General features: G+C 39.0%; 19 protein-coding genes and 1 pseudogene. 8 read left to right on the top strand and 12 right to left on the bottom strand.

Features of this window, described 5'->3' with window-relative positions; genetic code table 11:
* Positions 1 to 191 precede the first annotated feature (191 nt).
* The gene (locus AACH28_RS01585) at positions 192 to 1,538 is read right to left on the bottom strand and encodes an IS5 family transposase (RefSeq protein WP_112373584.1); all 1,347 of its coding nucleotides are present in this window, start codon (positions 1,536 to 1,538) and stop codon (positions 192 to 194) included.
* Positions 1,539 to 1,635: 97 nt separating this feature from the next.
* Complete coding sequence (locus AACH28_RS01580; RefSeq protein ID WP_341832051.1) at positions 1,636 to 1,758, bottom strand: hypothetical protein; 123 nt, start codon at positions 1,756 to 1,758, stop codon at positions 1,636 to 1,638.
* 110 nt (positions 1,759 to 1,868) lie between these two features.
* Here AACH28_RS01580 and AACH28_RS01575 point away from each other — a divergent pair, with 110 nt between their 5' ends.
* Positions 1,869 to 3,074 (top strand): tyrosine-type recombinase/integrase, encoded by a 1,206-nt coding sequence (locus tag AACH28_RS01575; protein ID WP_341832050.1) that lies wholly within the window; start codon positions 1,869 to 1,871, stop codon positions 3,072 to 3,074.
* A gap of 98 nt (positions 3,075 to 3,172) precedes the next feature.
* Here the strand turns inward: AACH28_RS01575 and AACH28_RS01570 are convergent, their stop codons facing one another.
* From AACH28_RS01570 to AACH28_RS01540, 7 genes and pseudogenes are all read right to left on the bottom strand, one after another.
* Positions 3,173 to 4,525, bottom strand: a complete 1,353-nt coding sequence (locus AACH28_RS01570; RefSeq protein WP_341832049.1) for a glycosyl hydrolase family 18 protein — start codon at positions 4,523 to 4,525, stop codon at positions 3,173 to 3,175.
* A 3-nt stretch (positions 4,526 to 4,528) separates the two neighbouring features.
* Entirely contained in the window at positions 4,529 to 6,049 is a 1,521-nt protein-coding gene (locus AACH28_RS01565) for a RagB/SusD family nutrient uptake outer membrane protein (protein WP_341832048.1), read from the bottom strand.
* Between the two features lie 11 nt (positions 6,050 to 6,060).
* Positions 6,061 to 9,213, bottom strand: a complete 3,153-nt coding sequence (locus AACH28_RS01560; RefSeq protein ID WP_341832047.1) for a TonB-dependent receptor — start codon at positions 9,211 to 9,213, stop codon at positions 6,061 to 6,063.
* 28 nt (positions 9,214 to 9,241) lie between these two features.
* Positions 9,242 to 10,300, bottom strand: coding sequence for a FecR family protein (locus tag AACH28_RS01555; protein ID WP_341832046.1), 1,059 nt, complete (start codon positions 10,298 to 10,300; stop codon positions 9,242 to 9,244).
* A gap of 116 nt (positions 10,301 to 10,416) precedes the next feature.
* Positions 10,417 to 10,935 carry a sigma-70 family RNA polymerase sigma factor gene (locus tag AACH28_RS01550; RefSeq protein WP_341832045.1) on the bottom strand — a complete coding sequence of 173 codons (519 nt, stop codon included), beginning with the start codon at positions 10,933 to 10,935 and terminating at the stop codon, positions 10,417 to 10,419.
* Positions 10,936 to 11,228: 293 nt separating this feature from the next.
* Positions 11,229 to 11,681 carry a DoxX family protein gene (locus tag AACH28_RS01545; protein ID WP_341832044.1) on the bottom strand — a complete coding sequence of 151 codons (453 nt, stop codon included), beginning with the start codon at positions 11,679 to 11,681 and terminating at the stop codon, positions 11,229 to 11,231.
* A gap of 165 nt (positions 11,682 to 11,846) precedes the next feature.
* Positions 11,847 to 12,887, bottom strand: a pseudogene (locus tag AACH28_RS01540) (IS5 family transposase).
* A gap of 766 nt (positions 12,888 to 13,653) precedes the next feature.
* Between AACH28_RS01540 and AACH28_RS01535 the strand changes: the two are divergent.
* Complete coding sequence (locus AACH28_RS01535; RefSeq protein WP_341832043.1) at positions 13,654 to 14,487, top strand: DUF3347 domain-containing protein; 834 nt, start codon at positions 13,654 to 13,656, stop codon at positions 14,485 to 14,487.
* Between the two features lie 176 nt (positions 14,488 to 14,663).
* Positions 14,664 to 15,599: a TIGR01777 family oxidoreductase gene (locus tag AACH28_RS01530; RefSeq protein WP_341832042.1), complete on the top strand. Its 936-nt coding sequence runs from the start codon at positions 14,664 to 14,666 to the stop codon at positions 15,597 to 15,599.
* Between the two features lie 72 nt (positions 15,600 to 15,671).
* Here AACH28_RS01530 and AACH28_RS01525 read toward each other — a convergent pair whose 3' ends face one another.
* Positions 15,672 to 16,847, bottom strand: a complete 1,176-nt coding sequence (locus AACH28_RS01525) for an IS4 family transposase (protein WP_341832041.1) — start codon at positions 16,845 to 16,847, stop codon at positions 15,672 to 15,674.
* Between the two features lie 165 nt (positions 16,848 to 17,012).
* On the opposite strand from AACH28_RS01525, the gene AACH28_RS01520 reads away from it, so the two are divergent.
* The 5 genes from AACH28_RS01520 to AACH28_RS01500 all read left to right on the top strand — a co-directional run bounded on the left by AACH28_RS01520 (position 17,013) and on the right by AACH28_RS01500 (position 20,913).
* Positions 17,013 to 17,873 (top strand): fumarylacetoacetate hydrolase family protein, encoded by an 861-nt coding sequence (locus AACH28_RS01520; RefSeq protein ID WP_341832040.1) that lies wholly within the window; start codon positions 17,013 to 17,015, stop codon positions 17,871 to 17,873.
* Positions 17,874 to 18,022: 149 nt separating this feature from the next.
* Entirely contained in the window at positions 18,023 to 19,042 is a 1,020-nt protein-coding gene (locus tag AACH28_RS01515; protein ID WP_341832039.1) for a methionine ABC transporter ATP-binding protein, read from the top strand.
* Positions 19,035 to 19,688, top strand: a complete 654-nt coding sequence (gene metI / locus AACH28_RS01510) for a methionine ABC transporter permease MetI (RefSeq protein WP_046672885.1) — start codon at positions 19,035 to 19,037, stop codon at positions 19,686 to 19,688. Before AACH28_RS01515 ends, metI begins: the two co-directional genes overlap by 8 nt.
* A gap of 15 nt (positions 19,689 to 19,703) precedes the next feature.
* Positions 19,704 to 20,516, top strand: a complete 813-nt coding sequence (gene metQ, locus AACH28_RS01505) for a methionine ABC transporter substrate-binding lipoprotein MetQ (protein ID WP_070561115.1) — start codon at positions 19,704 to 19,706, stop codon at positions 20,514 to 20,516.
* Entirely contained in the window at positions 20,494 to 20,913 is a 420-nt protein-coding gene (locus AACH28_RS01500; protein ID WP_336829927.1) for a YchJ family metal-binding protein, read from the top strand. Before metQ ends, AACH28_RS01500 begins: the two co-directional genes overlap by 23 nt.
* Positions 20,914 to 20,929: 16 nt before the next feature.
* Here AACH28_RS01500 and AACH28_RS01495 read toward each other — a convergent pair whose 3' ends face one another.
* Both AACH28_RS01495 and AACH28_RS01490 read right to left on the bottom strand, forming a co-directional pair.
* Positions 20,930 to 22,276 (bottom strand): IS5 family transposase, encoded by a 1,347-nt coding sequence (locus AACH28_RS01495; RefSeq protein WP_112373584.1) that lies wholly within the window; start codon positions 22,274 to 22,276, stop codon positions 20,930 to 20,932.
* Positions 22,277 to 22,586: 310 nt separating this feature from the next.
* Positions 22,587 to 24,023: a cation:dicarboxylate symporter family transporter gene (locus tag AACH28_RS01490; protein WP_341832038.1), complete on the bottom strand. Its 1,437-nt coding sequence runs from the start codon at positions 24,021 to 24,023 to the stop codon at positions 22,587 to 22,589.
* Positions 24,024 to 24,055: the final 32 nt, after the last annotated feature.

Here is a 24,055-nt window from a genome sequence, read left to right as displayed (position 1 = left end):
ACAGATATCTAAAATTCAATAATTAATCGCTCAATTGCCGGTAATATTGTATCAATTGAACATCATTTTGTATCATAAAACCATTTCTCTAACCAAGTTTAGTTAAATGCAACTGTTTCATTTAATTGACAAACCATTTACTTCTGAGACCCGTTCTATTTAAAATAATCAAATACTTAATTAGTCGTTCCTTAACAAAACCCACTATTTAATTTATTTTTAAAAACAGGATTAGAAAACAGCATAATTTGTATCTTATAAAATAAGAAAATAATTTTCTGTTTCAGTAGTTCCATCATTTTCTTCATGTTCCAAGCGGTTGCAGCTAGTAATGCATTGATTTGTGGTCCCGTTTCTCCCATGAAGTAATTTTTTGCCAGCCTAAAATCGGTTTTTAAATGTCCGATGATAGGTTCTATTGCCGCTCTGGTTCTAAATTTTTTGCGCTTTGTCTGCTTTTGATAAGCAGTGTCTTTTTTTCTTGGAGTGCTTGGGATGGAGATTTTCACGCCCTTTATTTCTGATTTTCCTCTGCCACCTCTATCGTAAAGGAGTTCTTTTGGGAGCTTTTGACCACCGGTTTCCATCTGTTCCAAAAGTGGTTCTATGGTGTGACCATCGTAAGGAGTTTGCAAAAATGCTTTAATCCCGAGAATGATTTTCTTGCCTTTGTTGGCGGTGGTTATCAAACCTACCTTATTCCCAAATTCATACTGGCTATGCGCTTTTCCTTTGGCAATACATCGGGTAAAAGGCTTGTGAATGCTGTAAATTTTATCGGCATCGTTTCTTTTTTGTGTGACAACCTTGGTGTACAATGTCATTAAATCTTTATAAAATTCTTGCTGTTCTGCATTAAAATTCCGTTGCAATTCACGAATCAGTCTCATGGCGATGGTTTTGAGCTGTCTTTGAGATTTCCTTGCCGCTTTTGCCCGCTTGGGATGTTTTCCGTTGTAGGTGTTGCGCACCATTTGTTTGCTGACTTTTGTGTAGCGTTGTCTTTGTTTTATGCCTTCATTTCCGGCTATTTTGTTGCAATAATCAATCACTTTTTTGCACAATTTTGCATCGGTAGGAAAAGAGGTATTATTCTCCTGAACGGTAGTATCGGACAAAACAAAATTTGAGGTGTTCGTCTTGGCATCGTGCATTCTTACGCTGTAGGCAAAGATTTTTTCGATACCTTTTTCGCCAATTCTTTTTCGGAAATGAACAAAATTACTCGGGTCACAAGGAAATTCGTGTTCAAAGAAAACCCTGCCACAAAAATGCTGCATATAAGGATTCATGATCCAGGCTTTTTCCAACGTCTCATCGCCCAAATTATACAAATGTTTCAGTAGCAAACAACCCACCATAAACCGAATCGGATGGCTCGGATTGCCCACTTTGGAATACAAGGGCGAAAATTCTTTCTCAAAATAATTCCAATCTATTTTTTCTGAAAGTAGAACAAGTTCATGCTCGTGGTCAATAAAATCCACCAACATTGGGCGAAATAATTCTGGCTTCTTTTCTGGATTTTTCCCCAACATATTTGCAAGGTTTTAAAGCTCTAAGATACAAATTCTTGCAATAAAAAACAAGCTATTTTAAACCCAAAATACTAATAATCAGTAAATTATAGGTGGTTTAAGGAGAGACTAAATAAATGTGGAGCTGATTGTCAACCTGATCGACTTCTAAAATCTGAAAGTATTCTAAAAGCCCTTCGGGCATCAATAGGGAAAGTAATTTACGTTCGGCGTCTTGCAAGGGATATCTGTATTAAACAAACTAAACTAGGAAATTTTTTGTATTCCCCCAAGAATTCTGCTTGATCCCCAAAAACAGCACCAAGTTTAAATTCCTACAGAAAGCGGTTCATGAGGACAAGACAGTTCAAGAACGCGCGGATCGTCAGGGCAGCAGATGGGGACTGGAGAGTCGTTTATGAGTACCGGATCCCCGGCCAGGCGGGAAAATTCAGAAAATTCTATGTCAGGGATGGAATCAACTACATCCATGACCCTGAGGAAAAGGAACTGGCCGCGCAGCAGCTCAGGGATGACATAGATTACGTACTGGCCTACGGATTCAACCCATTTCTGCCTGAAGAGATCCTTTGCAGCCAAATCAGTGAACAAGAAAGAACCTTAAACATCCACAGGGAGGAAAAATCCCAAAAACCATGGTCGGTACCGGAAGCTACAGAAAAATTTCTTGAATACTGCCGAAAATGCGAATTACAGAATAATACGGTACGCACCTATGTCTCCTTCCTCAACAATCTTAAAAAATATGTGGAATCCATGGATGATCCCCATATCCCCTGCTCAGAATTAAATGATCTCCATATACAGGATTTTCTGGACTATTATTTCTTTGAAGAGGAATGGACTCCCAGAACATATAACAATCACGCGAAGTTCATGAGTCAGTTCTTTGGCCGGATCGCCAAACTGGAGAAGAAACATAACCGTGGCATAAAATATGAAATAGACCTTTCCGATCTGATCATCAAGAAAGATAGAGCTGAAAAAAACAGGTATTACTCCCCTATCGTTGCTGAAAAAGTCAAAGCAGAACTTATCAAAGATCAGGAACTCTACAATTATTCCAAATGGATCTTCTATTCCTGTATGAGACCAAAAGAGATCCGTTTTCTAAAGGTACAGCATATCGATCTATATTCCCGACAGATCAAGGTTCCCGGACCTACCGGAAAGACAGGCGACAGACTTGTACCGATCTGTGATGAACTCCATGAACTTATACTGGAAATGGGAATCGATAGGGCTGATCTCAACTATTTTGTCTTTGGAAAAGGACAACGTATTTCACAGGAACAGGTCTATGAGGATTATTTCAGGAGAAGATATCAAAAAATCAAAGACCTACTTAAACTTGACTACAATTATACGCTGTATTCCTGGAAGCACACACGGGTCGTTTCACTGATCACAGCAGGATTTGATGATAACCAGGTGATGACCCTTACTGGCCACAGGGACAGGGCTGCCTTTGAAGCATATAAAAGAGAGCTTGTCATCGACAACACAGTAATGAAGCGAAAAACAATAAATTTCTAAACTTGATATATCTATAATCTCCACCAAAGGTCTGAAATACAACAGCCAAATGATTTGCTCATTTGGCTGTTGTACTCTTGCAACTGCAATTTTACGGTTTACCGTCCTGCACCTAAAATAGTAGGGATTTTATTCGAATAAATCGCAGCGTCTTCACGTCCTAAAACCCAAAAACAAACCCCTGCAATACCATAGGTATTTACCAGTGCAAGCCGTTTACCGACACTTTCTGCATTGTTAAAAAATGCAGCATGATATATTCCGTTTTCGGTCCATTCGCCATAGAGCTCTTCACACCAAGGCTGATACCAACTCGCAAATCCTGCCTTCGCCATATATTGACTATAAGTCGTAAACGGATAAATAATTTCCATATTTTGCGTTGTAGGATTTTGTTTAAAGGACCAACCATAATTGGCAATGCCTAATATTATTTTTTTTGCAGGTACTCCCCTAGTCGTTATCGCATAATTTAGAATATCTTCCACCCAGTTAATGTCCCCAACAGGGTTGAGCGACGGATTGGGGCCTAAAAACTGATCATATGCCATGATTTTAATGTATCTCACCTGGGGAATATTCAAGCCATCATAATCAAATATCCAATAGGATTCTTTGGTTGCATTTTCAAATCCGCCGATGGTAACATCCAAAACTTTACCTTGGGCTTGGAGAGCTGCACCTAAATCATGGACAAACAATGAGAAAGCTTGTTTACCACTTTCATTTGCATGTTCAAAATTTAGGTCCCAACCATCATAGTTACGCTGTATTGCTTTATTTACGAGGTTGTTTATCAAATTTTGCCGTGCTGTTGTATTAGACAAAATCGTATTTAACTGACCTGTTGACATATCACCCACTGTAGGGATAAATAGATCGCCTTTATTACGCACCTGGGTTATCATACTTGCATTGAATGCATAACTACGCTCGTAGATTGAACCATCTGCGACTGTTTTACCTATTGCATCAGTTCCTGTTCCCAAATTGTACCAATAGGGATTGACTTCCGAAAACAATGTATTATTATTCATATATATTTGATGGCTCTCCGCATTCCAGCCATCATTGTACCAGCCCGATACGACAATATCGCTTTGTTTCTTAAATAGTACGGGATCATTTTTCGCAACTTTTATCTGTTTCACAACAGAGTCTATCCCACCCTTTGTAGCAGGATATAGCAACACATCATAAGTGCCCGATCCACCAATATAAAGTGATACAGAATCTCCCTGAAAGCTTTTTCCTAAATTTGGAATATTCCAGGTGGAAATATTACTCCCTTTTGTTTTGTTGATCAGTACAAAATGATTGTCATCTCGCTGAATAACATCGAAGTCACCCTTTGTAGGGGATCCAATGGTAGCGATTTCCTTTTGACATGCGCCAGCAATAAGCAGGCTGCCAATAGCCATACTCAATAAGCTCAATTTAAGTGTTTTCATAATTTAATAATTTGGGTTTTGTTTTATTTTGGTATTGTTTAGTTCATTCAATGGAATAGGCAAAATTTCGTTTTTGTTCAATTCAAATCCTTTAAATGCCAGGGCTCCTTTTGCCTTTCCGGTTCTCACAAGATCATACCATCGATGCCCCTCGGTTGCTAACTCCAGTTTTCTCTCCTGATAGATATTGTCAAGTGTGGCGGGAATACTGACCAAATTCACTCTTTTTCTAACCTGATCCAAAAACCACTGCGCAGAATGGCTTCCTACAGTTGGCCGCCCCGAACGCAACAAGGCTTCAGCTGCCATTAAATAGACATCGGCTAATCGTATTTCGATATAATTATTTGGCCAATTTATCTCTGCAATCCCCGTAGTGGATTCAAACTTCTTTAATGGTGCAAATTTTTGTATAAAATAACCCGAGTTTTGATATCCCTGACTATAGCTTGCACCGACATTATTTTTGACTAGGCTATCTATATTTGCAATGGTATAAGGATAGCGTGGATCTCCTTTCATCTCCAATGCAAACTTTTCAATAATGGGATTAAACCCATAACCACCACTAAAGTAAATCGGTCCGGAATATGCACGGGGACCGATAATTGTAGGGTAAATATTACCTAGAATATACCCATGTTCCCAGGTGGCGTTTTGTGCATTTGTATGTGGGATCTCTAAAATTGATTCAGCGTTGAATTTATGAGTTGGATCAAAAATTTCCCCATACTTTGTAAGCAGCTGATAATGCCCCGAGCCAGACACCTTTTCAAAATATTCGGCTGCTTCATACATTCGGTCCTCTTTATTTTGAAATAAGATCACTTTGCCCAATAAGGCCATCGCGGCCCCACGGGTCGCTCGTCCATTTTCCGTTGTGGGCAAAACTTCCGGAAGAATGGTTATGGATTCCTTAAGATCTTTCTCAATTTGAGCATAAGTTTCACCAGCTGGAACCTGCGCAATGGTATACCATTTATCCGCGGAAATAGGACCGAGAATTAAGGGTACATTTTTAAATAACCGTACTAATTCAAAATAGAAATAGGCTCTCAGAAATTTTGCTTCCGCAACAAAGCGACTTCTATTTGCGTCTGTTAGATCAGCTATATTTTCCTGAGCTTTCTCGATCACAAGATTGGATCGGTATATACCATCGAAATTATTTCCCCAGAATCCGGATTGAGGCCCGACTGTAGGGGTCAATGTCTTATAGTTCGACATGGCCTGCCATGCGGGTTGGTCACTCGAATTTCCACCGCCGGCATAACATTCATCTGATGCCGCATTTAACGGCACCAACTTACTGTTATACCAGCTACTTGATCTATCTGAAATCTCTCTGGACAATACGGAATAAGCAGCTATTAATCCGCTGTAAAGCTCCTCACTCGTCTTGAAATAATTGGTTTCCAGTTTTTTCCCTTTAGGATCATCTATTAAAAAACCTTTCGAACAGCTTTCAAAGAAAAACAGGGTCAAGAGCAAAATGATTAGTTGTATTTTATTATCTCTTTTCATTGTGTTGAAAATTAAAATGTAATATTTAAACCTAATGTGAATGAGCGTGCCTGTGGGTATATTCCACGGTCGATCCCAAATAAACCACCCCCTATTTCGGGGTCATAACCATCATACTCCGTGAACGTGAAGAGGTTATTACCGCTGAGATAAACTCTTGCATGGCTCATGTTGATCTTCTCCAAAAGTGTGGTAGGGAAATTATAACCTAGTTGCAATGTCTTAATTCTAAAAAAGGCACCATTATGCAGATAAAATGAACTTGGATTGGTGAAGTTTCCATTCAAATCGTTATCTGTTAACCGGGGATATTGATCACTCGTGCCCGGGCCTGTCCAACGGTCCAATGCAGCGGCCATATAGTTGGCGTTAGCTAGGTCTAGCCGCCGTAACTGTTGAAAAATTTTGTTACCAGCGACACCCTGGCCAAAAATCTTCATATCAAAGTCTTTATATTTTAGTCCCAGATTCAAGCCAAAGGTCCAATGTGGTGTTGGGTCCCCCAGATAGGTACGGTCATCAGCATCTATTTTGCCATTTTGGTTCAAATCTGCCCATTTGAAATCGCCAGGTTTTGCTTCCGGTTGAATCAACTCACCCTTAGCACTCCGATATTGATCTACTTCTGTCGCTGATTGAAAAATCCCCATGTTTTGAAAACCATAAAAGAAATTCATCGGCTGCCCCACCATTTTACGACTTATTTCATAGGATGCCGCCTGAAAACCGGCTCCTGCGAAGAAGGCGTTGACTCCTAAATCTGTTATCTCGTTACGGACATAGGACGCATTTCCTGAAACATCAATTCCCACACCACCAAGATTTCGTTGATATCCCAGCTCTACCTCTACACCATTATTCCGCATTGAAGCAATATTACCGTAAGGGCTAGCTGTCGCTCCTAAATAAGATGGTAATGTAACAGCCAATAACATATCGGATGTTTTCTTCTGATAGTAATCAATACTGAAATTGAAATAGTCAAATAGCTTACCATCCAGACCGATATTACTCTGAGCAATCCGTTCCCATTTTAAATCTTGGTTTGCCGGAGCCTGAGGTGCATTCCCTACTTCTATTTTATCACCGACCACGTACATTCCCGCTCCGCCAACCGTTGAAACAAATAAAAATGGAGCTATATTTTCATTGCCTGTAACGCCATAGCCAACCCTAAGTTTGAGAAAATTAACCACTGTACTATTTTTCAAAAAGGGTTCCTTGGACAAAACCCAACCCAACGAAACTGCGGGAAAAGTAGCATATAGATTATTTCGTCCAAAATGGCTCGAACCATCACGACGAACTACGCCTGTAAATAGATAACGACCGTCATAATTATAAGTACCTCTGACAAAATAGGAGGCCATTGTATAGGGCTGAGCTTCCCAGCCTGTTGCAACGGTATTGGATGGAATCGTCGGAAAATTTAGACTGGCATCTTTGAAATTGTCCACTGGCAAATTAAGGAAATTACCATTTAGTCCAAACTGGGCAGACCTATCGATGGCTTCTGTACCCAATAATATGGTTGCCTGATGTAAGCCAAATCTTCGTTCATAGTTCATGGTATTTGTCCAGATCCAAGTTAATGCCTTATTCATGTCCCGATTATAGCTATTGCTCCCCCGATTGGAAAAGACCTCGTTGAGGTAATATCTTGGATTAAATGCTTCCATCCCCCAGAAGGCGTAATCAAAGCCGATCGTAGACCGCAATTTTAGATCTTTAATTGGTTCTGCCTCCAAAAAAGCGCTCCCTGCAAACTTATCTCCCCAATAAAAATTTCCAGCTTTGGTTTTTGCATAGGCTAAAGGATTGGCCATTTCCTTGACATATTTTGATATGCCATAGGGGTTTCCACTATTATCGTACATCAAAAGATCTTTATTGGAAAGATAGGGCTCAGCATTTATTTGTTTGGGATCGGTAACAACGACTGGTGTCAATGGATCTAAATTCAATGCGGAAATAAGCGGTGTACCTCCCAAATAGTTATTTTCAGAAACTTCTATTTTATTTTTAGTTTTTGCGTAGGAAATATTTTCTGAAAAAGTAAGCCAATCAAATATTTTATGAGACGAATTAATGCGCATGGTATATCGTCTGTATTTGGAAATATCGGATAATACAATACCGTCCTGTGCATAGTGACCAGCAGAAATATAAAAAGTAGATTTATCGTTTCCGCCATTGATGCTTAATTCCTGATTGCTAATCGGAGCCGAATTATTAAATATCTGGTCTTGCCAGTCCGTGCCTCTCCCAAACGACTTTGGATCAGAAAACAAGAGCGGTTTATCTGGGTTGGCTGCTAAAAAGGATTCATTTCGCAAAATTGCATACTGCTCCCCTGTTGCGACCTTCACTCTTCTTTCAGGTTGCTGGAAACCATAATATCCGTTAAAATTCAATTTTATTTTGCCTATCGCCCCCTTTTTTGTGGATACGATAATAACCCCGGCACCAGCTTTTGTACCATAAATTGCAGCGGATGCTCCATCTTTGAGTACTTCAATTGATGCTATATCTGAAGGATTTAAATAATCTATTCCGCCCTCTACAGGGATCCCGTCGACCACATAGAGCGGATTGCCGCCATTAATTGAGGTAATACCTCTGATATTAACCGTGGAAGTTGTTCCAGGTAAACCGGAATTGGCCGTAATATTGACTCCTGAAGCCCGCCCTTTTAATGCATCCTCCAGTCTGCTTACGGGCATGTCCACCAGATCTTTTGCTTTTACAGAAGATATAGCTCCGGTAATATTACTTTTACTTTGCGTACCGTAGCCGATCACTATCACATCATCCAATCGCTGCTCCTTGGCTATCAATCGGATCAGTAAGGCATTATTTTCATTACCATACACTCTAAAATTGGTCACAGAATCGGGCAAATATCCAAGGTGCTCAAAATAAAGGTTATATAATTCGTTGACTTTTATATTTTTCAATTGAAATAGTCCTTTGTCGCCGGCTGAAAAAATTGCTTTTTGACCAGTCCGATTGTCTTTTACAGTGATACTTGTTCCTGGAAGTGAAACACCATCTTTTGACAATACTTTTCCATTGACTTGTATTCGTTGCTGCGCATAAAGCAAAGTTCCCCCGCTCAGTAAAAGCATGGTCAATGCTCCTGATTTAAAATTTCTATAGTTCATAAAAGGTTTACTTAATTTTTAGGATTATCTATTTGTTCTTGGATTTAGGTTTAATATAATATGTCTTGTTTTTAATGCTATAATCTAGATTATTTATTTCACAGATAGCCTGTAAAAGGGTCTCTAAAGAATCTGTTACAAATACACGCCCGGTAAATGATTGCTTTTGAAGATTGACACCATCGACATTTATTTTTACATGATACTGTTGCTCCAGTTGACCAATGAGTCGATTTAGCTGTACCTGATCAAAAACCACTTCATCAGTTGACCATGTGACACCTTCAAGACCCTGTCCGAAATATGGCCTTTGTGACCTATTTGGTACAGAAGCTGTATGATGCGTTGTTACAAGTTGTGCAATATTCAATTTGCGGTTATTTTTATCGATTTTACAGATTTGTCCCGGCTCTAAATAGAGATCTTTTAATTCGTAATAAGGATCAAGTGAATTAAGTTTCACCCTTCCCTCCAAAAGAGTAATGGCAATCTCATTGTGTTGCTTTGAAACCCAAAATTCTGTTCCGACAGCTTGTGTGACAATATCATCTAAATTTACACGAAATGGATGGACACTGTCCTTAGCTACTTTATAAAGGATACTTCCAGCTAATTGCCGGATACTTCTATTTGTTTTAAAATCAAATGGGTACCTGAGTTTAGACTTTGGGTTCATTAAGATACGTGAATGGTCTGGCAAGATGATCAATGTATCTTGTAAAGACTGATTTGCTATTTCTACATAATTTATTTCATCTTTTGATTTTATAGGGACGCTATCATTCTGAAGCCTATAAATTAAGAATACACTTGTTAGAAAAACAGCAATAAGACTGGCTACTGCGAGATATTTCCTCCATAGTGGTACAATTTTATTCGGCTGAATTAATGTTCCTAAAAACAGTTCTTTTTGATCAGCGGCAATAACGATCATTTCCTCTTCTACAAGATGTTCGAAGATTTCGATTTTATCCAGCTCCTCTGTGTTCTCCTCCAAGTAGCGAGCAATTGACTTCGCTTCTTCGGCTGTACACTGGTTTGCCAAAAATTGGTCAATTTCTTGGGAAGTATACTTCTGATTCGACATTACTTGTTTGTTTTAAACTGTTTTACCTATTATTCGTTTCAAAATCAGTTATTACCTATTCCTTTTTGAAATTGAATACAATAAATTGATAACAGACTGTATTTCAGATAAATATTTTATTTTAAAAACAGTATAAAACATAGATTGAGGTATGCTAAAATCTTTCTGAGCTGTTGGAGAGACTGGTAGACGTGGGCATCTACCGTTTTAACAGAAATGTTAAGCTGTTCGGCTATTTCTTTATGTGAGTAACCTTCGATATAGGCAAGTTCGAAGACCTTACGTCGCATCTTTGGGAGTTTCAACATGGCCTGATTAAGTTCCTCACGGAGTTCTATTGACGAATTTTGAATGGAGGTTGGAAGATCTGCTCTCAGCTCATTCATCAATGCCCTTTGATTTGCCTCTTTTCGCAACCAATCGATAAAAACAAGTTTTGCCTTCCTATAAATTTGAACATCTACCGGAAAATCTGATTTAAATGAATCTTTGTATTTCCAGATATTGAGAAATGTTATTTGTGTAAGATCTTGTGCGATCTCATGTGAATTTGTCTTTTTATACAGACCGGTATAAATTTTATCATAATATTGAAAAAAAAGCTCACTGAACAAACTCTCGGATAGGTAAGCCATAGTTTATTAGATTATAATTGTAATAGGTCAAACATACAAAAAATCTCTTAGTTGGTAGGGTTTTCTTCAGCGTTTTAATGGATCAAACTAAGGAACATTAATCCCTTAGCCAGTCCAGCTGACAGCAAAGAATATTTCATACAGCACTGTTTTTTCAGTAACTTATGATAAAATCTATCAATTACAATATTACTATAAATCTATCGTTTATCACAAAAAAATTTCCAAACTTTCATTCCTTTCTATTCTATACGGATGAAAATAGATTAACGATTAAAGTGATAAAGTATTGATTACTCTTCTATAGAGAACCATAGATCGATAGATAAAGCACCACTTCCTTTAATAGCAACGATGAGCAAAATAGACAGGAGAAGAACAAAATATTCGATACCTTCTCCTTTCTTCCTCCCAGTCCAGTTCATGGTCCAGCCTTCTGAAATGTGGAAAGAAACCGCGCCCAGGAAAATAATGATATTAGCACCTGCAGCAAGTCTCCCCAAACAGCCTGCTATAAGCAATATACTTCCAATAGATTGACTTAAAATAACCAACCATCCCAACGTAACAGGGATATTCTTTGATTTCATTGTACTAAGTGTTTCTCTAATACCTACACCTCCGCCAAAATCCTCAAACCATCCAAATAGTTTTTGCATGCCATAGGGAAATATAATCACACCCTCAACAATTCTCAATAAAGTATAGGTATAATCGGCTTCTGTATGGACAATAGTCTCAATCATTTAATCCAATCTAAATTAGCGTTCATAATATAAGACCGTTGCAAAATAATGTTGATATTTTCTGATCGGTTATTTTTGCTTTTTTTTGCAGTTTTTTCCGATTTGGATTCGGAAATCTAGTTGCGTTTTCTTGAAAAATCCTCTTTTTGAGGCCTTTTCAACTGCTTAATTTGTGTTTTTTATTGCATTGGACACAAGTATCCCAGGTGATCTGTAAAGATTGTACGCCATGGCTTCCATTAGATTTTGTGTATGCATTTTGGCGATCCCCTTATACCTTGCACAGCTTGAGTTGAACCATCGCCGGATGCTCCCGAAGGTCCGTTCAACTTTGAACCTGATCTTGCCGATCAGTTTGTTTCTTAACTTCTCTCTTTCGGTTAACGCTGTTCCTTTCTTTGCCTTATGCAAGATCCTGCTTTTTAGCTTTCCTGATTTGATCAATTCCTCATTTTTAGAGGAACGATATCCCTTGTCAGCATAGATATGGATGCCCTTTGGAAGGTCAGCCGAAGATATTACCTGTTGAAGATTGGCAATTTCATTTACATTTGCTGGAGTGGTTACCACGCCCAGAACCAGGCCTTCTGTATCGGTGACATAATGCTTTTTATAGCCATAACGTGTTTTCCCAGCCTTCTTTATCCAACGAGCTTCATGGTCAACACCCGGGCTCTCTTGTTGGATCAATAACTGTTCACTATTCTCTTTATCCAGCTCAGAATCTTAGCGAGGATGTTCACTACGGTCACTTTCGATCTCGTAAATAACTTTGCCTTTTGGTTTTAGCGGAGAATCAACAATACTGGCATCAACGATAGCTCCACGTTTTACCAATATTTTATGTTTATTCAACTGCTTGTTCAGCTCCTTGAATAGATTCTCATAAACACCCTTTTCTGTCAGCGAGCTGCGAAAACGGCTAATAACACTGTGATCGGGAACCGAATCGTCCAAACTGATGCCAACAAAGCGACTAAAGGAGATACTGTCGTTTATACGGTCTTCTACTTCGTAGTCACTCAGACCATACCAGGTCTGTAGAAGTGTCATTTTGAAGAGGACAAGACCAGAATAACTAGGGCGTCACATTTTGCTTTCCCCTTTGTGGTAATGCTTGTTGATAATATTTGAAATCGGACGCCAATTTACCAATGTATTGATCTGATCGAAGAATTCCTGCTTGATTTTCCGTCTTTGAACCATGTAATCAACAAAGCTAACTTTTTCTGTCTTTTCCATACCTTAAATATAACGAAAATCAACAAGAAACAAATTAAAAACTTGAATATCAATAAAATAAAAACCAAACACTTTTGCAACGGTCTTACGTACCTGGAAAAAGCCCGGCTTTTTTTCTGGTTTTAAGTTTTAAGTATTTCTTTGCTTTCCGAAAAAAGAATTCCAAACGTCGCTCCATGTTATCTGGTCCTCCCAAACTCAAATAACATGGAGCGTATAAAAAAGTCCATAATGCCAAAAAAAGTTAAAAGTGGAAGCAGATTCTACCCAAAACAATTATATTTGAGCTGATATGGCACTTAAGCGACTTATACTACTATTTTTAACCTTCGGTTTCCTTTTAAGCGCACCCGACGCTTTTGCCTGCCATAAAATGAATGCACACAGTAGTCACACACAAGGTAATGCTACCACTGACAAAAAGGACCAGTGTTGTTCAAAATTTAAATCTTCCCAAAAAAAGGCTTTTTGTAAACATCACAAACCATGTAAAAATTGCAATTGTCAATGCACGTATAGCGGTACATTTTTGGCAATTTCCAATCCCCTTGAACAAAATCATGAACTTTGCGGTATAGCAATCAAAAAAAATTATAAACCCATAGCGCCAACATTTATTCTGAGGGATATTTTTGTCCTTGGGTCCCGCCAAAAATAAGTTAATCCATACGTTGATCATTTATCAATCATTTTTGATTACTTATTTTTATTTATTCTTTCATCCAATCATATGAAAATCAAACATTATATTATAACAGGGGCTTTAATACTATCGTCCTTGACAAACTATGCACAAAACAACACCGTGAACACCACTGTTAAAATTGCGGGAAACTGCGGTATGTGTAAAAAAACAATAGAAAATGCAGGAGCCTCCGCTCAGGCTAAAGTTGAATGGAACGAAGACAACCAAACAGCAACAATAGCCTATGACGCAAAGAAAACTTCCTTAGATGCTGTATTGAAAAGTATCGCAGGAGCAGGCTATGACAATGAAAAATACCTTGCCGCGGAAGATACTTATGCTAAACTACATGCTTGCTGCCAATACGAAAGAAATTTAGCTCCTCCAGCTTCAGATAGCCCACAAGACACAAGCATTGAGCCGGTAGCTTCAGTAGATGACATCAGCAACGCAAGCAATTTTCAAAAGATCTATGACCAATACTTTCTGCTTAAAGATGCACTTGTAGCTGCGGATAGTAAACAAGCTGCTGGACTAGCAAACGATCTTGCCGATGCAATCGCTAAAATACAAACTGCTAATCTAACGAAAGCGGAACAGGAGGTCTGGAAAACCAAAACAACATCACTCAAAGCGACAGTGAAGAGCCTACAACAGGCAAAGGATATCAGTAAACAACGAGAAGCCTTCGCGCTATTGTCAGAAGATATCTATAGCTTGTCCAAAAACTCGAAACCGTCTTCTTCTGTTTATTACCAAAAGTGTCCAATGTTCAACAAAGGCAAAGGTGCGACTTGGTTAAGCCGTCATAAAGAAATCAAAAATCCATACTACGGCGCACAGATGCTAACATGTGGCAGCACAATTCAAACGCTTTAACAAATAACGTCGTTTAATCGACTCTTAAAAGGTTTATCTCCCCACGAGATAAACCTTTTTTTGTAATTGCTGCCGAAATGGTCGATTTTTATAAACCAAAATAGTATATTTAGTATCAACAGAAATTGGTTCGCTTAAATGATAACACGCGTATATTATAAAACAAGGTTCAATTCATGGAAAAAGTAATTATTACAGGTGGTGCTGGAGCTATAGGCCTTCATTTAACAAAGCTATTGGTTGCCAATTTCTATGAAGTTATTATTTTTACCAGAAATCCGAAGCCTCATCCCATACAAAACAATGTCCGTTACGTACATTGGGATCCCAGTAAACAGGAGATTGATGTCAAATCAATTCAAGAAGCCGACTATATCATCAACCTGGCGGGTGCAAACCTCAATTCGAAACGCTGGACAAAATCATATCAACAAGAAATTATTGCCAGCAGGGTAGAAAGTGGGCAACTGCTCTATCAAAGTTTAAAACAAATACCGAATCAAGTAAAAGCAGTCATATCGGCCTCCGCTATAGGTTGGTATGGAACAGACGATCAGTACCAAAAAAAACCTTTTGAAGAAGGAGATCCACAAGGCGGAAATTTTCTGTCCTGGGTATGTAACCTCTGGGAAGGAAGCGTGAAACCTATCGAAACATTGGGAAAAAGACTCATTGTCTTCCGTTTTGGAGTAGTTATCAGCAAGGATCAAGGCTTACTCAAGGAAATTAACCGTTTCCTACCCTTTCGTTCAATTCCGGTATTAGGCTCTGGAAAGCAGATACTCAGTTGGATCCATATGGATGATCTCTGTCGGATGCTGCTCTTTGGCATACAAAATGATACCATAGCCGGAATTTATAATGCCTGTTCATCCGAACCACTTCCCCTCGCGGAGTTTGCAAAAAGAATAGCCAAACGTAAATACGGTCCATTCTATATTCCCCTACCCGTCCCGTCATTTTTGATTAAATTTATGCTTGGAAAAAAAGGGCAGGAAATGGTGCTCAATGGTACTTGGGTAAGCAACAAAAAGATAGTACATGAAAAATTCCCTTTTAAATATCCTCTTTTGGACAATAATTGTATAGATAATTTACCATATGTGTCCTAAATAAATTTTAGGATTGGATTTCTGTGGTACAAGCATAGCTTTTTTCATCATTTCGATATTGACCCCTATTTTTCAATCTGCGAAGATCTTTAGCTGTCCCTTTTTTCCTTTTATAGGCGGCCTGAGAAAGGGATCATCTATCCATTGCCAGATGTTTATTTTCACGAAGATATTCATTCTGATGAATGCGACCAGATTGGACAGGTTCCAGTCATATTTGGCCTTTTTTTGTAAGTATTTTAACAGTAATATGCCAATGAGTGAAGTCCAGATCTGGATCATCACTGCATTTTCAGAAGTCCCTATGAATGTCGATACTTTTAAGCGCTGCTTTAGATGCTTGAAGAAGACTTCGATATGCCAGCGTTGTTTATAGATGTTTGCCACCAAAGAAGCCTTCCACTTCGTATTATTGGTCAAAAAGTGGTACTCATTGCCAGTGGTGCTGTCCCAAAAGTGGACTAGGCGTAGCGGCTTGCCGTTGTATTTATTGCAGGCAGCACCGGATAGCTCAATGAGCTCATCCTTAAGGATCCCCTTTTCCATGAGTGCTTCACTCTGATAGGACTTGATAACCTTGTACTTCATATTAACTTTACTCCTGGTAACGAAGTAACACCCCCTGCTGTCCAAATCCCCAAGCCAGCTGTAATCCACGTAGCCACGGTCCACTACCACCACGCTTCCCTTGGAAAAACTGTAACTACCGGCTCGCTGGCTCTCATGTACTTTTCCATCGGTAATCTGCATAAAAACAGGTAGGCAGCCATCATAATCCAAGACAGTGTGCAGCTTTACGGCACCTTTGGTGCTGCGAAACTTTGCCCAGTCAAATACAGATAGACATAAGGGGATGATGCTTGCATCCATCAGATATACTTTACGCTTTAGCTGAACAAGCTCTTTGCGAAAATGCGTATCCTTTTGCCAAAGCCTTTCCAAAACAGAGAAATAAAGATCTTTGAAAAGTTCATGGGTACGGTGTGTGTTGATATAGGATATATTGGACTTACTTGGAGCTCTTATTACTCCTAAGTGGTTCAGGTTACCAGTTGTACTGCGCAGACCGTTACTAATATCCCGGACCGAATCTGCCGAGGAAAAATGACAGAAAAGCATACTGACTAGATGCGTCCAGCTGTTGATCCCTTTCTGGTGTTTATCACTTTTGTGCTTTGCAACCAAATCCCTGAATAATTCACGGTCAACAAGAGATAAAATCTGACTAAAAACATTTAAATTTATCATGGCGGTGTGTTATAATTTTGCAATTTAAATATAGCAACTTTGCTATATCCAAACACCGCCACTTTTTAAACGTTTAGGACGCAAGTGATAATTTACATATTGATTAATTGTTAATTCGCGTTAATTTCTGCCCTTTTTGGGACAAAATCCGTATATTTGCGGCTTATGAAGATTTTTAGATATGGCGCAAAGGGCTCCGAAAAAGTGGGAGTCATTTTAAACGAAAAGAAATATGATGTTTCAGAGGGAAATTTTCAATACAACCGCGATTTCTTTGCGGATATTGCAAATTTAGAAAGACTTCAAACATATATAAATGAAAAAGGCGACACGCTTAAAGAGATAGCCGAAAACGAGCGTATCGGTACACCATTGGAAGCTCCGTCCAAAATACTTTGTGTAGGGCTTAATTTCGATGATCACGTCAAAGAAACCAAATTGCAACAAGCTTCAGAGCCTATTGTATTTATGAAATCTGTATCTGCATTCAATGGCCCTTTTGATGGAATCACCCTTCCGAAGTTCTCTGTAAAATCTGATTGGGAAACCGAATTTGCCATTGTAATTGGGAAAAAAGCTTCTTATGTTACTGAAGAAGAAGCTTTGGACCATGTGTTTGGCTATGTGTTACACAATGACGTTACAGAGCGTGAATTTCAGATCGAGCGTGGCGGAACCTGGGATAAAGGTAAAGGATGTGATACTTTCGCTCCTATTGGCCCATTTATAGCAACCAAAGATGAATTCACAGATATTGATAATTTAAAAATATGGCTTAAACTCAATGGTGAGCTTATGCAAGATGGCAATACAAGTGATTTTATCTATCGTGTACCCAAATTGATTTCTTATTTAAGCCATTTTATGAGCTTACTTCCAGGCGACATCATTTCCACAGGATCACCTGCAGGATCTGGCATGGGCAAATCCCCACAAAGATTCCTGAAAGATGGCGATATCATCGAATATGGCATCGATGGACTCGGATCTGCAAAACAAGTGATTTCGGCTTATCAAGCGTTGTAAAAAACATATATCTGGGTTCTTTCATTCTTTTTCGGTCTGAAAGAACCCATTTTCTTTCACTTCATTTTATTTTATCCCTGGCATTTGTGTACATTTATATCAACATCATCCATTTGTCCAACTAAAATTGCTAAATCCCTACAGGGTCAATGATTCAACTAAACAACATATCCAAATCTTTTGAGGTAAAAGCGGCACGTATTGATGCCTTAAAAGACATCTCACTGTCTATTGAAAAAGGTGAAATTTTTGGTGTAATAGGCGCTTCCGGAGCCGGCAAAAGTACTTTGATCCGTTGCGTCAACCTTTTGGAAAGACCAGACAGTGGACAAGTAATTATAGAAAATGACGACTTGATGTCGCTATCTTCCACTGGTCTGATGTTGAAAAGAAGAAAAATTGGTATGATTTTCCAGCACTTCAACTTACTATCATCACGAACAGTGTATGGAAATATATCCTTCCCGCTCGAACTTGAAGGCAAATCGAAAGAATTTATCAGCCAAAAAGTGTTGGAACTATTGCGTTTGGTCGGGTTGGAAGATAAAGCCGAGGTGTACCCTGCAAATCTCTCCGGAGGCCAGAAACAACGCGTTGCCATCGCGCGTGCACTAGCCAATGATCCTTACATTCTACTTTGCGATGAGGCTACAAGTGCCTTAGATCCAGCAACCACAAAATCTATCCTCAAACTGCTAAAAAAAATCAATAAGCAGCTTGACCTTACGATATTATTGATTACGCACGAGATGGATGTTATAAAAAGTATTTGCGATCAGGTTGCCGTATTAGACCACGGAAAATTGATTGAAACTGGTCCGGTAGAATCAATATTCGCCAATCCTCAGGAAACAACAACCAAAAACTTTATTCAGTCTTCACTTGAAGTTGAAATTCCACTAAGTTTTCAGGAACGCTTGAAAAGCGCTGGAAACCCACTCGTAGAAATCTATCTAACTTCAAATGAAGAATCCATCCCATTTATACAACATTTGGAACAACAATTTCAAGTCAAGACAAATATCATCACCGCTCAAATAGATTATATTGGCGAAATGAAATTTGGTGTTATATTAGCCGAACTATCGGGTGAAAAAGAAAATGTTATGCATAGTCTATCTTTCTTAAAAGAAAAGCATTCACAAACTAAAATCTTAGGCTATGTCTGATCAGGTATTTAATCTTCTGCTATCGGGTACTTTAGAAACCCTAACCATGACTTTCTTATCAGGTTTCTTTGGTTTTGTACTGGGTCTTCCACTCGGGATTTACCTGTTCTTGACCCGCAAACATCAACTGCTTGAAAACAAAGCCATGCACCAACTTGTTTCATTGCTAGTGAATGTGTTTAGGTCTATCCCCTTTATTATACTTATCGTATGGATGATTCCGTTTACACGCAACCTTGTCGGAACATCTATTGGTATGGCCGCAGCATTGGTTCCCTTGAGTATAGGTGCAGCTCCCTTTATTGCAAGACTTGTGGAAAATAGTCTTCTAGAAATTCCAAATGGCCTGATTGAGGCCTCAAGAGCAATGGGAGCAAATGCCCAACAGGTAATTTTCAAAGTTTTACTTCCTGAGGCTCTCCCCTCGCTGGTAAACAATGCAACAATTACGTTGATCACACTTGTTGGATACTCCGCGATGGGTGGCGCTGTAGGTGCCGGTGGACTTGGACAGATTGGTTATCAGTATGGTTATGTCGGATATGATACTTTTATCATGAATTCTGTTCTAATTTTATTAATTTTAATCGTATTCCTGTTACAGTATACAGGAGACTACATCTCAAAAAAAGTAAACCATCGTTAACATAAATTATATCATATGAAAAAATTGAACTATGCATTTGCAATCTTAGCCTTCAGTCTCGTATCGATTGTGGCATGCAACAACAGCGAAAAGAAAGAGAATACCCTTAAAGTCGGTGTGGTATCCGGACCAGAAAAGGAGCTTGCAGAAACGGCTAAGAAGGTTGCAAAAGAAAAGTTCAATCTTGATGTGGAGTTGGTAGCTTTCAACGACTATGTTGTGCCCAATGAAGCCCTAAATCAAGGAGATATCGATGTAAATGTATTTCAGCATCAGCCTTATTTACAGGAACAATCCAAACAACGCGGTTTTACAAAGTTAACCATCGTCGGAAACACATTTGTATTTCCGATCGTTGCCTATTCTAAAAAAATAAAAAGCATCACCGAGTTACAGCCTGGCGCCAGTATTGCCATCCCCAATGATCCTACCAATGGTGGCCGTTCACTTTTACTTCTCCAACGCGAGGGCATTATCGGCCTAAAAGAAAATGTAGGCATACAGCCTAAAGTAACAGATATAGTAAGCAACCCTAAGCAGGTTAAAATCATTGAGATGGAGGCACCACAGTTGCCGCGCGTTCTGGATGATCCTCAGGTTACAATTGCCATCATCAACAATAGTTTCGCCGCTCAGGCTGGGTTGGATCCCGAAAAACAAGGCTTATTCACAGAAGACAAAGAATCACCTTACGTTAATCTGATTGTTGCCCGTTCGGATAATAAAAACGATGAAAAGGTGCAGCAGTTTATTCAAGCGTATCAGTCACCTGAAGTGGAAGCTACCGCAAAAAAAGTCTTCAAGAATGGCGCCATTAAAGGCTGGTAAAATTTTTAAAATACAAGTGATAGCATCAGATCAATTATGCCCCTGTGGCTCTGGCAATACCTTTGGAGAATGCTGCCAACAAATTCATCGTTTCCATGCCAAAGCAACCACAGCAGAGGCATTGATGCGTGCACGTTATAGTGCTTTTGTGACACAACAGATCGATTTCCTATACGATACATTTCACCCCTCGACACGACGGTTCCAAAATAAACAGGCCATTGGGCAATGGGCGCGGGACAATAAATGGATGCAACTCGCGATCCTGAAATCTACACTCCATACGGTCGAGTTTGAAGCACATTATCTGGATCCACAGATGGAAGTTCATATTCACCATGAAAAGTCTGCCTTCAAAAAACAAGGTGATTTATGGTACTACGTTGACGGGCGCTGATATAATTAGTCGTTCCTTAACAAAACCCACTATTTAATTTATTTTTAAAAACAGGATTAGAAAACAGCATAATTTGTATCTTATAAAATAAGAAAATAATTTTCTGTTTCAGTAGTTCCATCATTTTCTTCATGTTCCAAGCGGTTGCAGCTAGTAATGCATTGATTTGTGGTCCCGTTTCTCCCATGAAGTAATTTTTTGCCAGCCTAAAATCGGTTTTTAAATGTCCGATGATAGGTTCTATTGCCGCTCTGGTTCTAAATTTTTTGCGCTTTGTCTGCTTTTGATAAGCAGTGTCTTTTTTTCTTGGAGTGCTTGGGATGGAGATTTTCACGCCCTTTATTTCTGATTTTCCTCTGCCACCTCTATCGTAAAGGAGTTCTTTTGGGAGCTTTTGACCACCGGTTTCCATCTGTTCCAAAAGTGGTTCTATGGTGTGACCATCGTAAGGAGTTTGCAAAAATGCTTTAATCCCGAGAATGATTTTCTTGCCTTTGTTGGCGGTGGTTATCAAACCTACCTTATTCCCAAATTCATACTGGCTATGCGCTTTTCCTTTGGCAATACATCGGGTAAAAGGCTTGTGAATGCTGTAAATTTTATCGGCATCGTTTCTTTTTTGTGTGACAACCTTGGTGTACAATGTCATTAAATCTTTATAAAATTCTTGCTGTTCTGCATTAAAATTCCGTTGCAATTCACGAATCAGTCTCATGGCGATGGTTTTGAGCTGTCTTTGAGATTTCCTTGCCGCTTTTGCCCGCTTGGGATGTTTTCCGTTGTAGGTGTTGCGCACCATTTGTTTGCTGACTTTTGTGTAGCGTTGTCTTTGTTTTATGCCTTCATTTCCGGCTATTTTGTTGCAATAATCAATCACTTTTTTGCACAATTTTGCATCGGTAGGAAAAGAGGTATTATTCTCCTGAACGGTAGTATCGGACAAAACAAAATTTGAGGTGTTCGTCTTGGCATCGTGCATTCTTACGCTGTAGGCAAAGATTTTTTCGATACCTTTTTCGCCAATTCTTTTTCGGAAATGAACAAAATTACTCGGGTCACAAGGAAATTCGTGTTCAAAGAAAACCCTGCCACAAAAATGCTGCATATAAGGATTCATGATCCAGGCTTTTTCCAACGTCTCATCGCCCAAATTATACAAATGTTTCAGTAGCAAACAACCCACCATAAACCGAATCGGATGGCTCGGATTGCCCACTTTGGAATACAAGGGCGAAAATTCTTTCTCAAAATAATTCCAATCTATTTTTTCTGAAAGTAGAACAAGTTCATGCTCGTGGTCAATAAAATCCACCAACATTGGGCGAAATAATTCTGGCTTCTTTTCTGGATTTTTCCCCAACATATTTGCAAGGTTTTAAAGCTCTAAGATACAAATTCTTGCAATAAAAAACAAGCTATTTTAAACCCAAAATACTAATAATCAGTAAATTATAGGTGGTTTAAGGAGAGACTAAATAGTTTGCTTGCAAGCCATTGGAAAGGATACCAGACTATCAACAACAGCTTGCAAGCGGCTTTCCGTTCCATAAAAATTCCCTTCTATGAAATAAAATGTGTTTTCAACTAAGTCCTTATTTTTGCTCATAAAAAAGCAGTCTCAACGGGGATGTCAAGACTGCTTTTCTGCAACGAATATTCGTTAGTTATTTCTATTAGATCGCCTGTTCAGTATCTTCGCGATAAGGCGCTTCTTCATCAAACTCACCCTCCCATTTAGCAACAACAATGGTTGCCAAACAATTTCCGATCACATTGACAGAGGTACGCGCCATATCCATGAGTTCATCGATACCTAAAATTGCAGCAATGACAAATGTTGGTAAACCAAACTGATCCGCTGTCGCAATCAAAATAATTAATGAAGCCCTTGGGACAGCAGCAACACCTTTGGAGGTGATCATCAATGTAAATGCAATCATCAATTGATGTCCAAACGACAAATGGATACCAGCCGCCTGAGCGACAAAGATGGCAGCCAATGATAAATAGAGTGAAGTACCATCCAAATTAAAACTATATCCTGTCGGAATGACAAACGAAACAATCTTACGTGGCACACCAAATTTCTCCATTGCGCTCATTGCTTTCGGTAATGCCGCATCTGAACTTGTAGTGGCAAATGCAATGGAAACAGGTTCCTTAATCGCATTTATAAAACGTTTAACAGGTATATTTAAATACAAAGCTACAGGAAGCAATACCAAGCATAAAAAGCATACTAAAGCAAAATACAGCGTCGCTAAAAGCATGAAAAGATTCTTAAGGATATCGACACCGAGATGCCCCACAGTGTAAGCCATGGCAGCACCAACCCCGATAGGCGCAAAGTACATAATCATGTTCGTAAACTTAAACATCGTTTCAGACATACTTTCGGTAAAATCAACCAAGGGTTTACGCTTTTTCTCATCGACCATTGCCAATCCAATCCCGAACAAAATTGAAAATACAACAATCTGTAAAACTTGGTTATCCGCTACAGATTTGACAATATTTTCAGGAAACAAGTCGCGTATAAAAGAAGTGAACTTGTATACAGGATGCACATGGTCCGGAAGGGTTTTAAGGATATGCTCATCCATACTTTCCTTCGGCGCAGGGAGTTCTTCATGTGGCATATGTGCAACATCAACGCCCACTCCTGCTCGAGTCAGGTTTATAGCACCTAAACCAATAAAAATAGCACATGTCGTTGCGCAAAAGAAATAAAGCATCGATTTCCATGCCATACGTCCCACCTGTTTCAAATCAGAATGCCCTGCAATTCCATATACAAGCGTAGCAAAGAGAATCGGTCCCACAATCGTCTTGACTAACTTGATAAAACCTTTACTCAAAGGTTGCAGGGAAATCGCTAGATTTGGAAAATCCAACCCGACAAATATCCCCATAATCATACAGGTCAAAATCCAAGTGGTCAAATTTTTCTTAAAGAGCGCATTTACAACCAAAACGGTAGCAACTATCCAACGGACAGCCATTAGAAATTCATGCGAAAAGCCTACAACATCAAATTCGTATAATACAGCAATGATACAAGCTAATGTAACTGTGATTAGGGTTATCAACCCTATTTTGGTTTTTAACATTTAAAAGATTTTAATGGTCAAAAGAACAAAAA

The organism is Sphingobacterium thalpophilum, assembly GCF_038396785.1.
Classification (GTDB): domain Bacteria; phylum Bacteroidota; class Bacteroidia; order Sphingobacteriales; family Sphingobacteriaceae; genus Sphingobacterium; species Sphingobacterium thalpophilum_A.
This window is presented reverse-complemented; position numbering and strand designations above follow the sequence as displayed.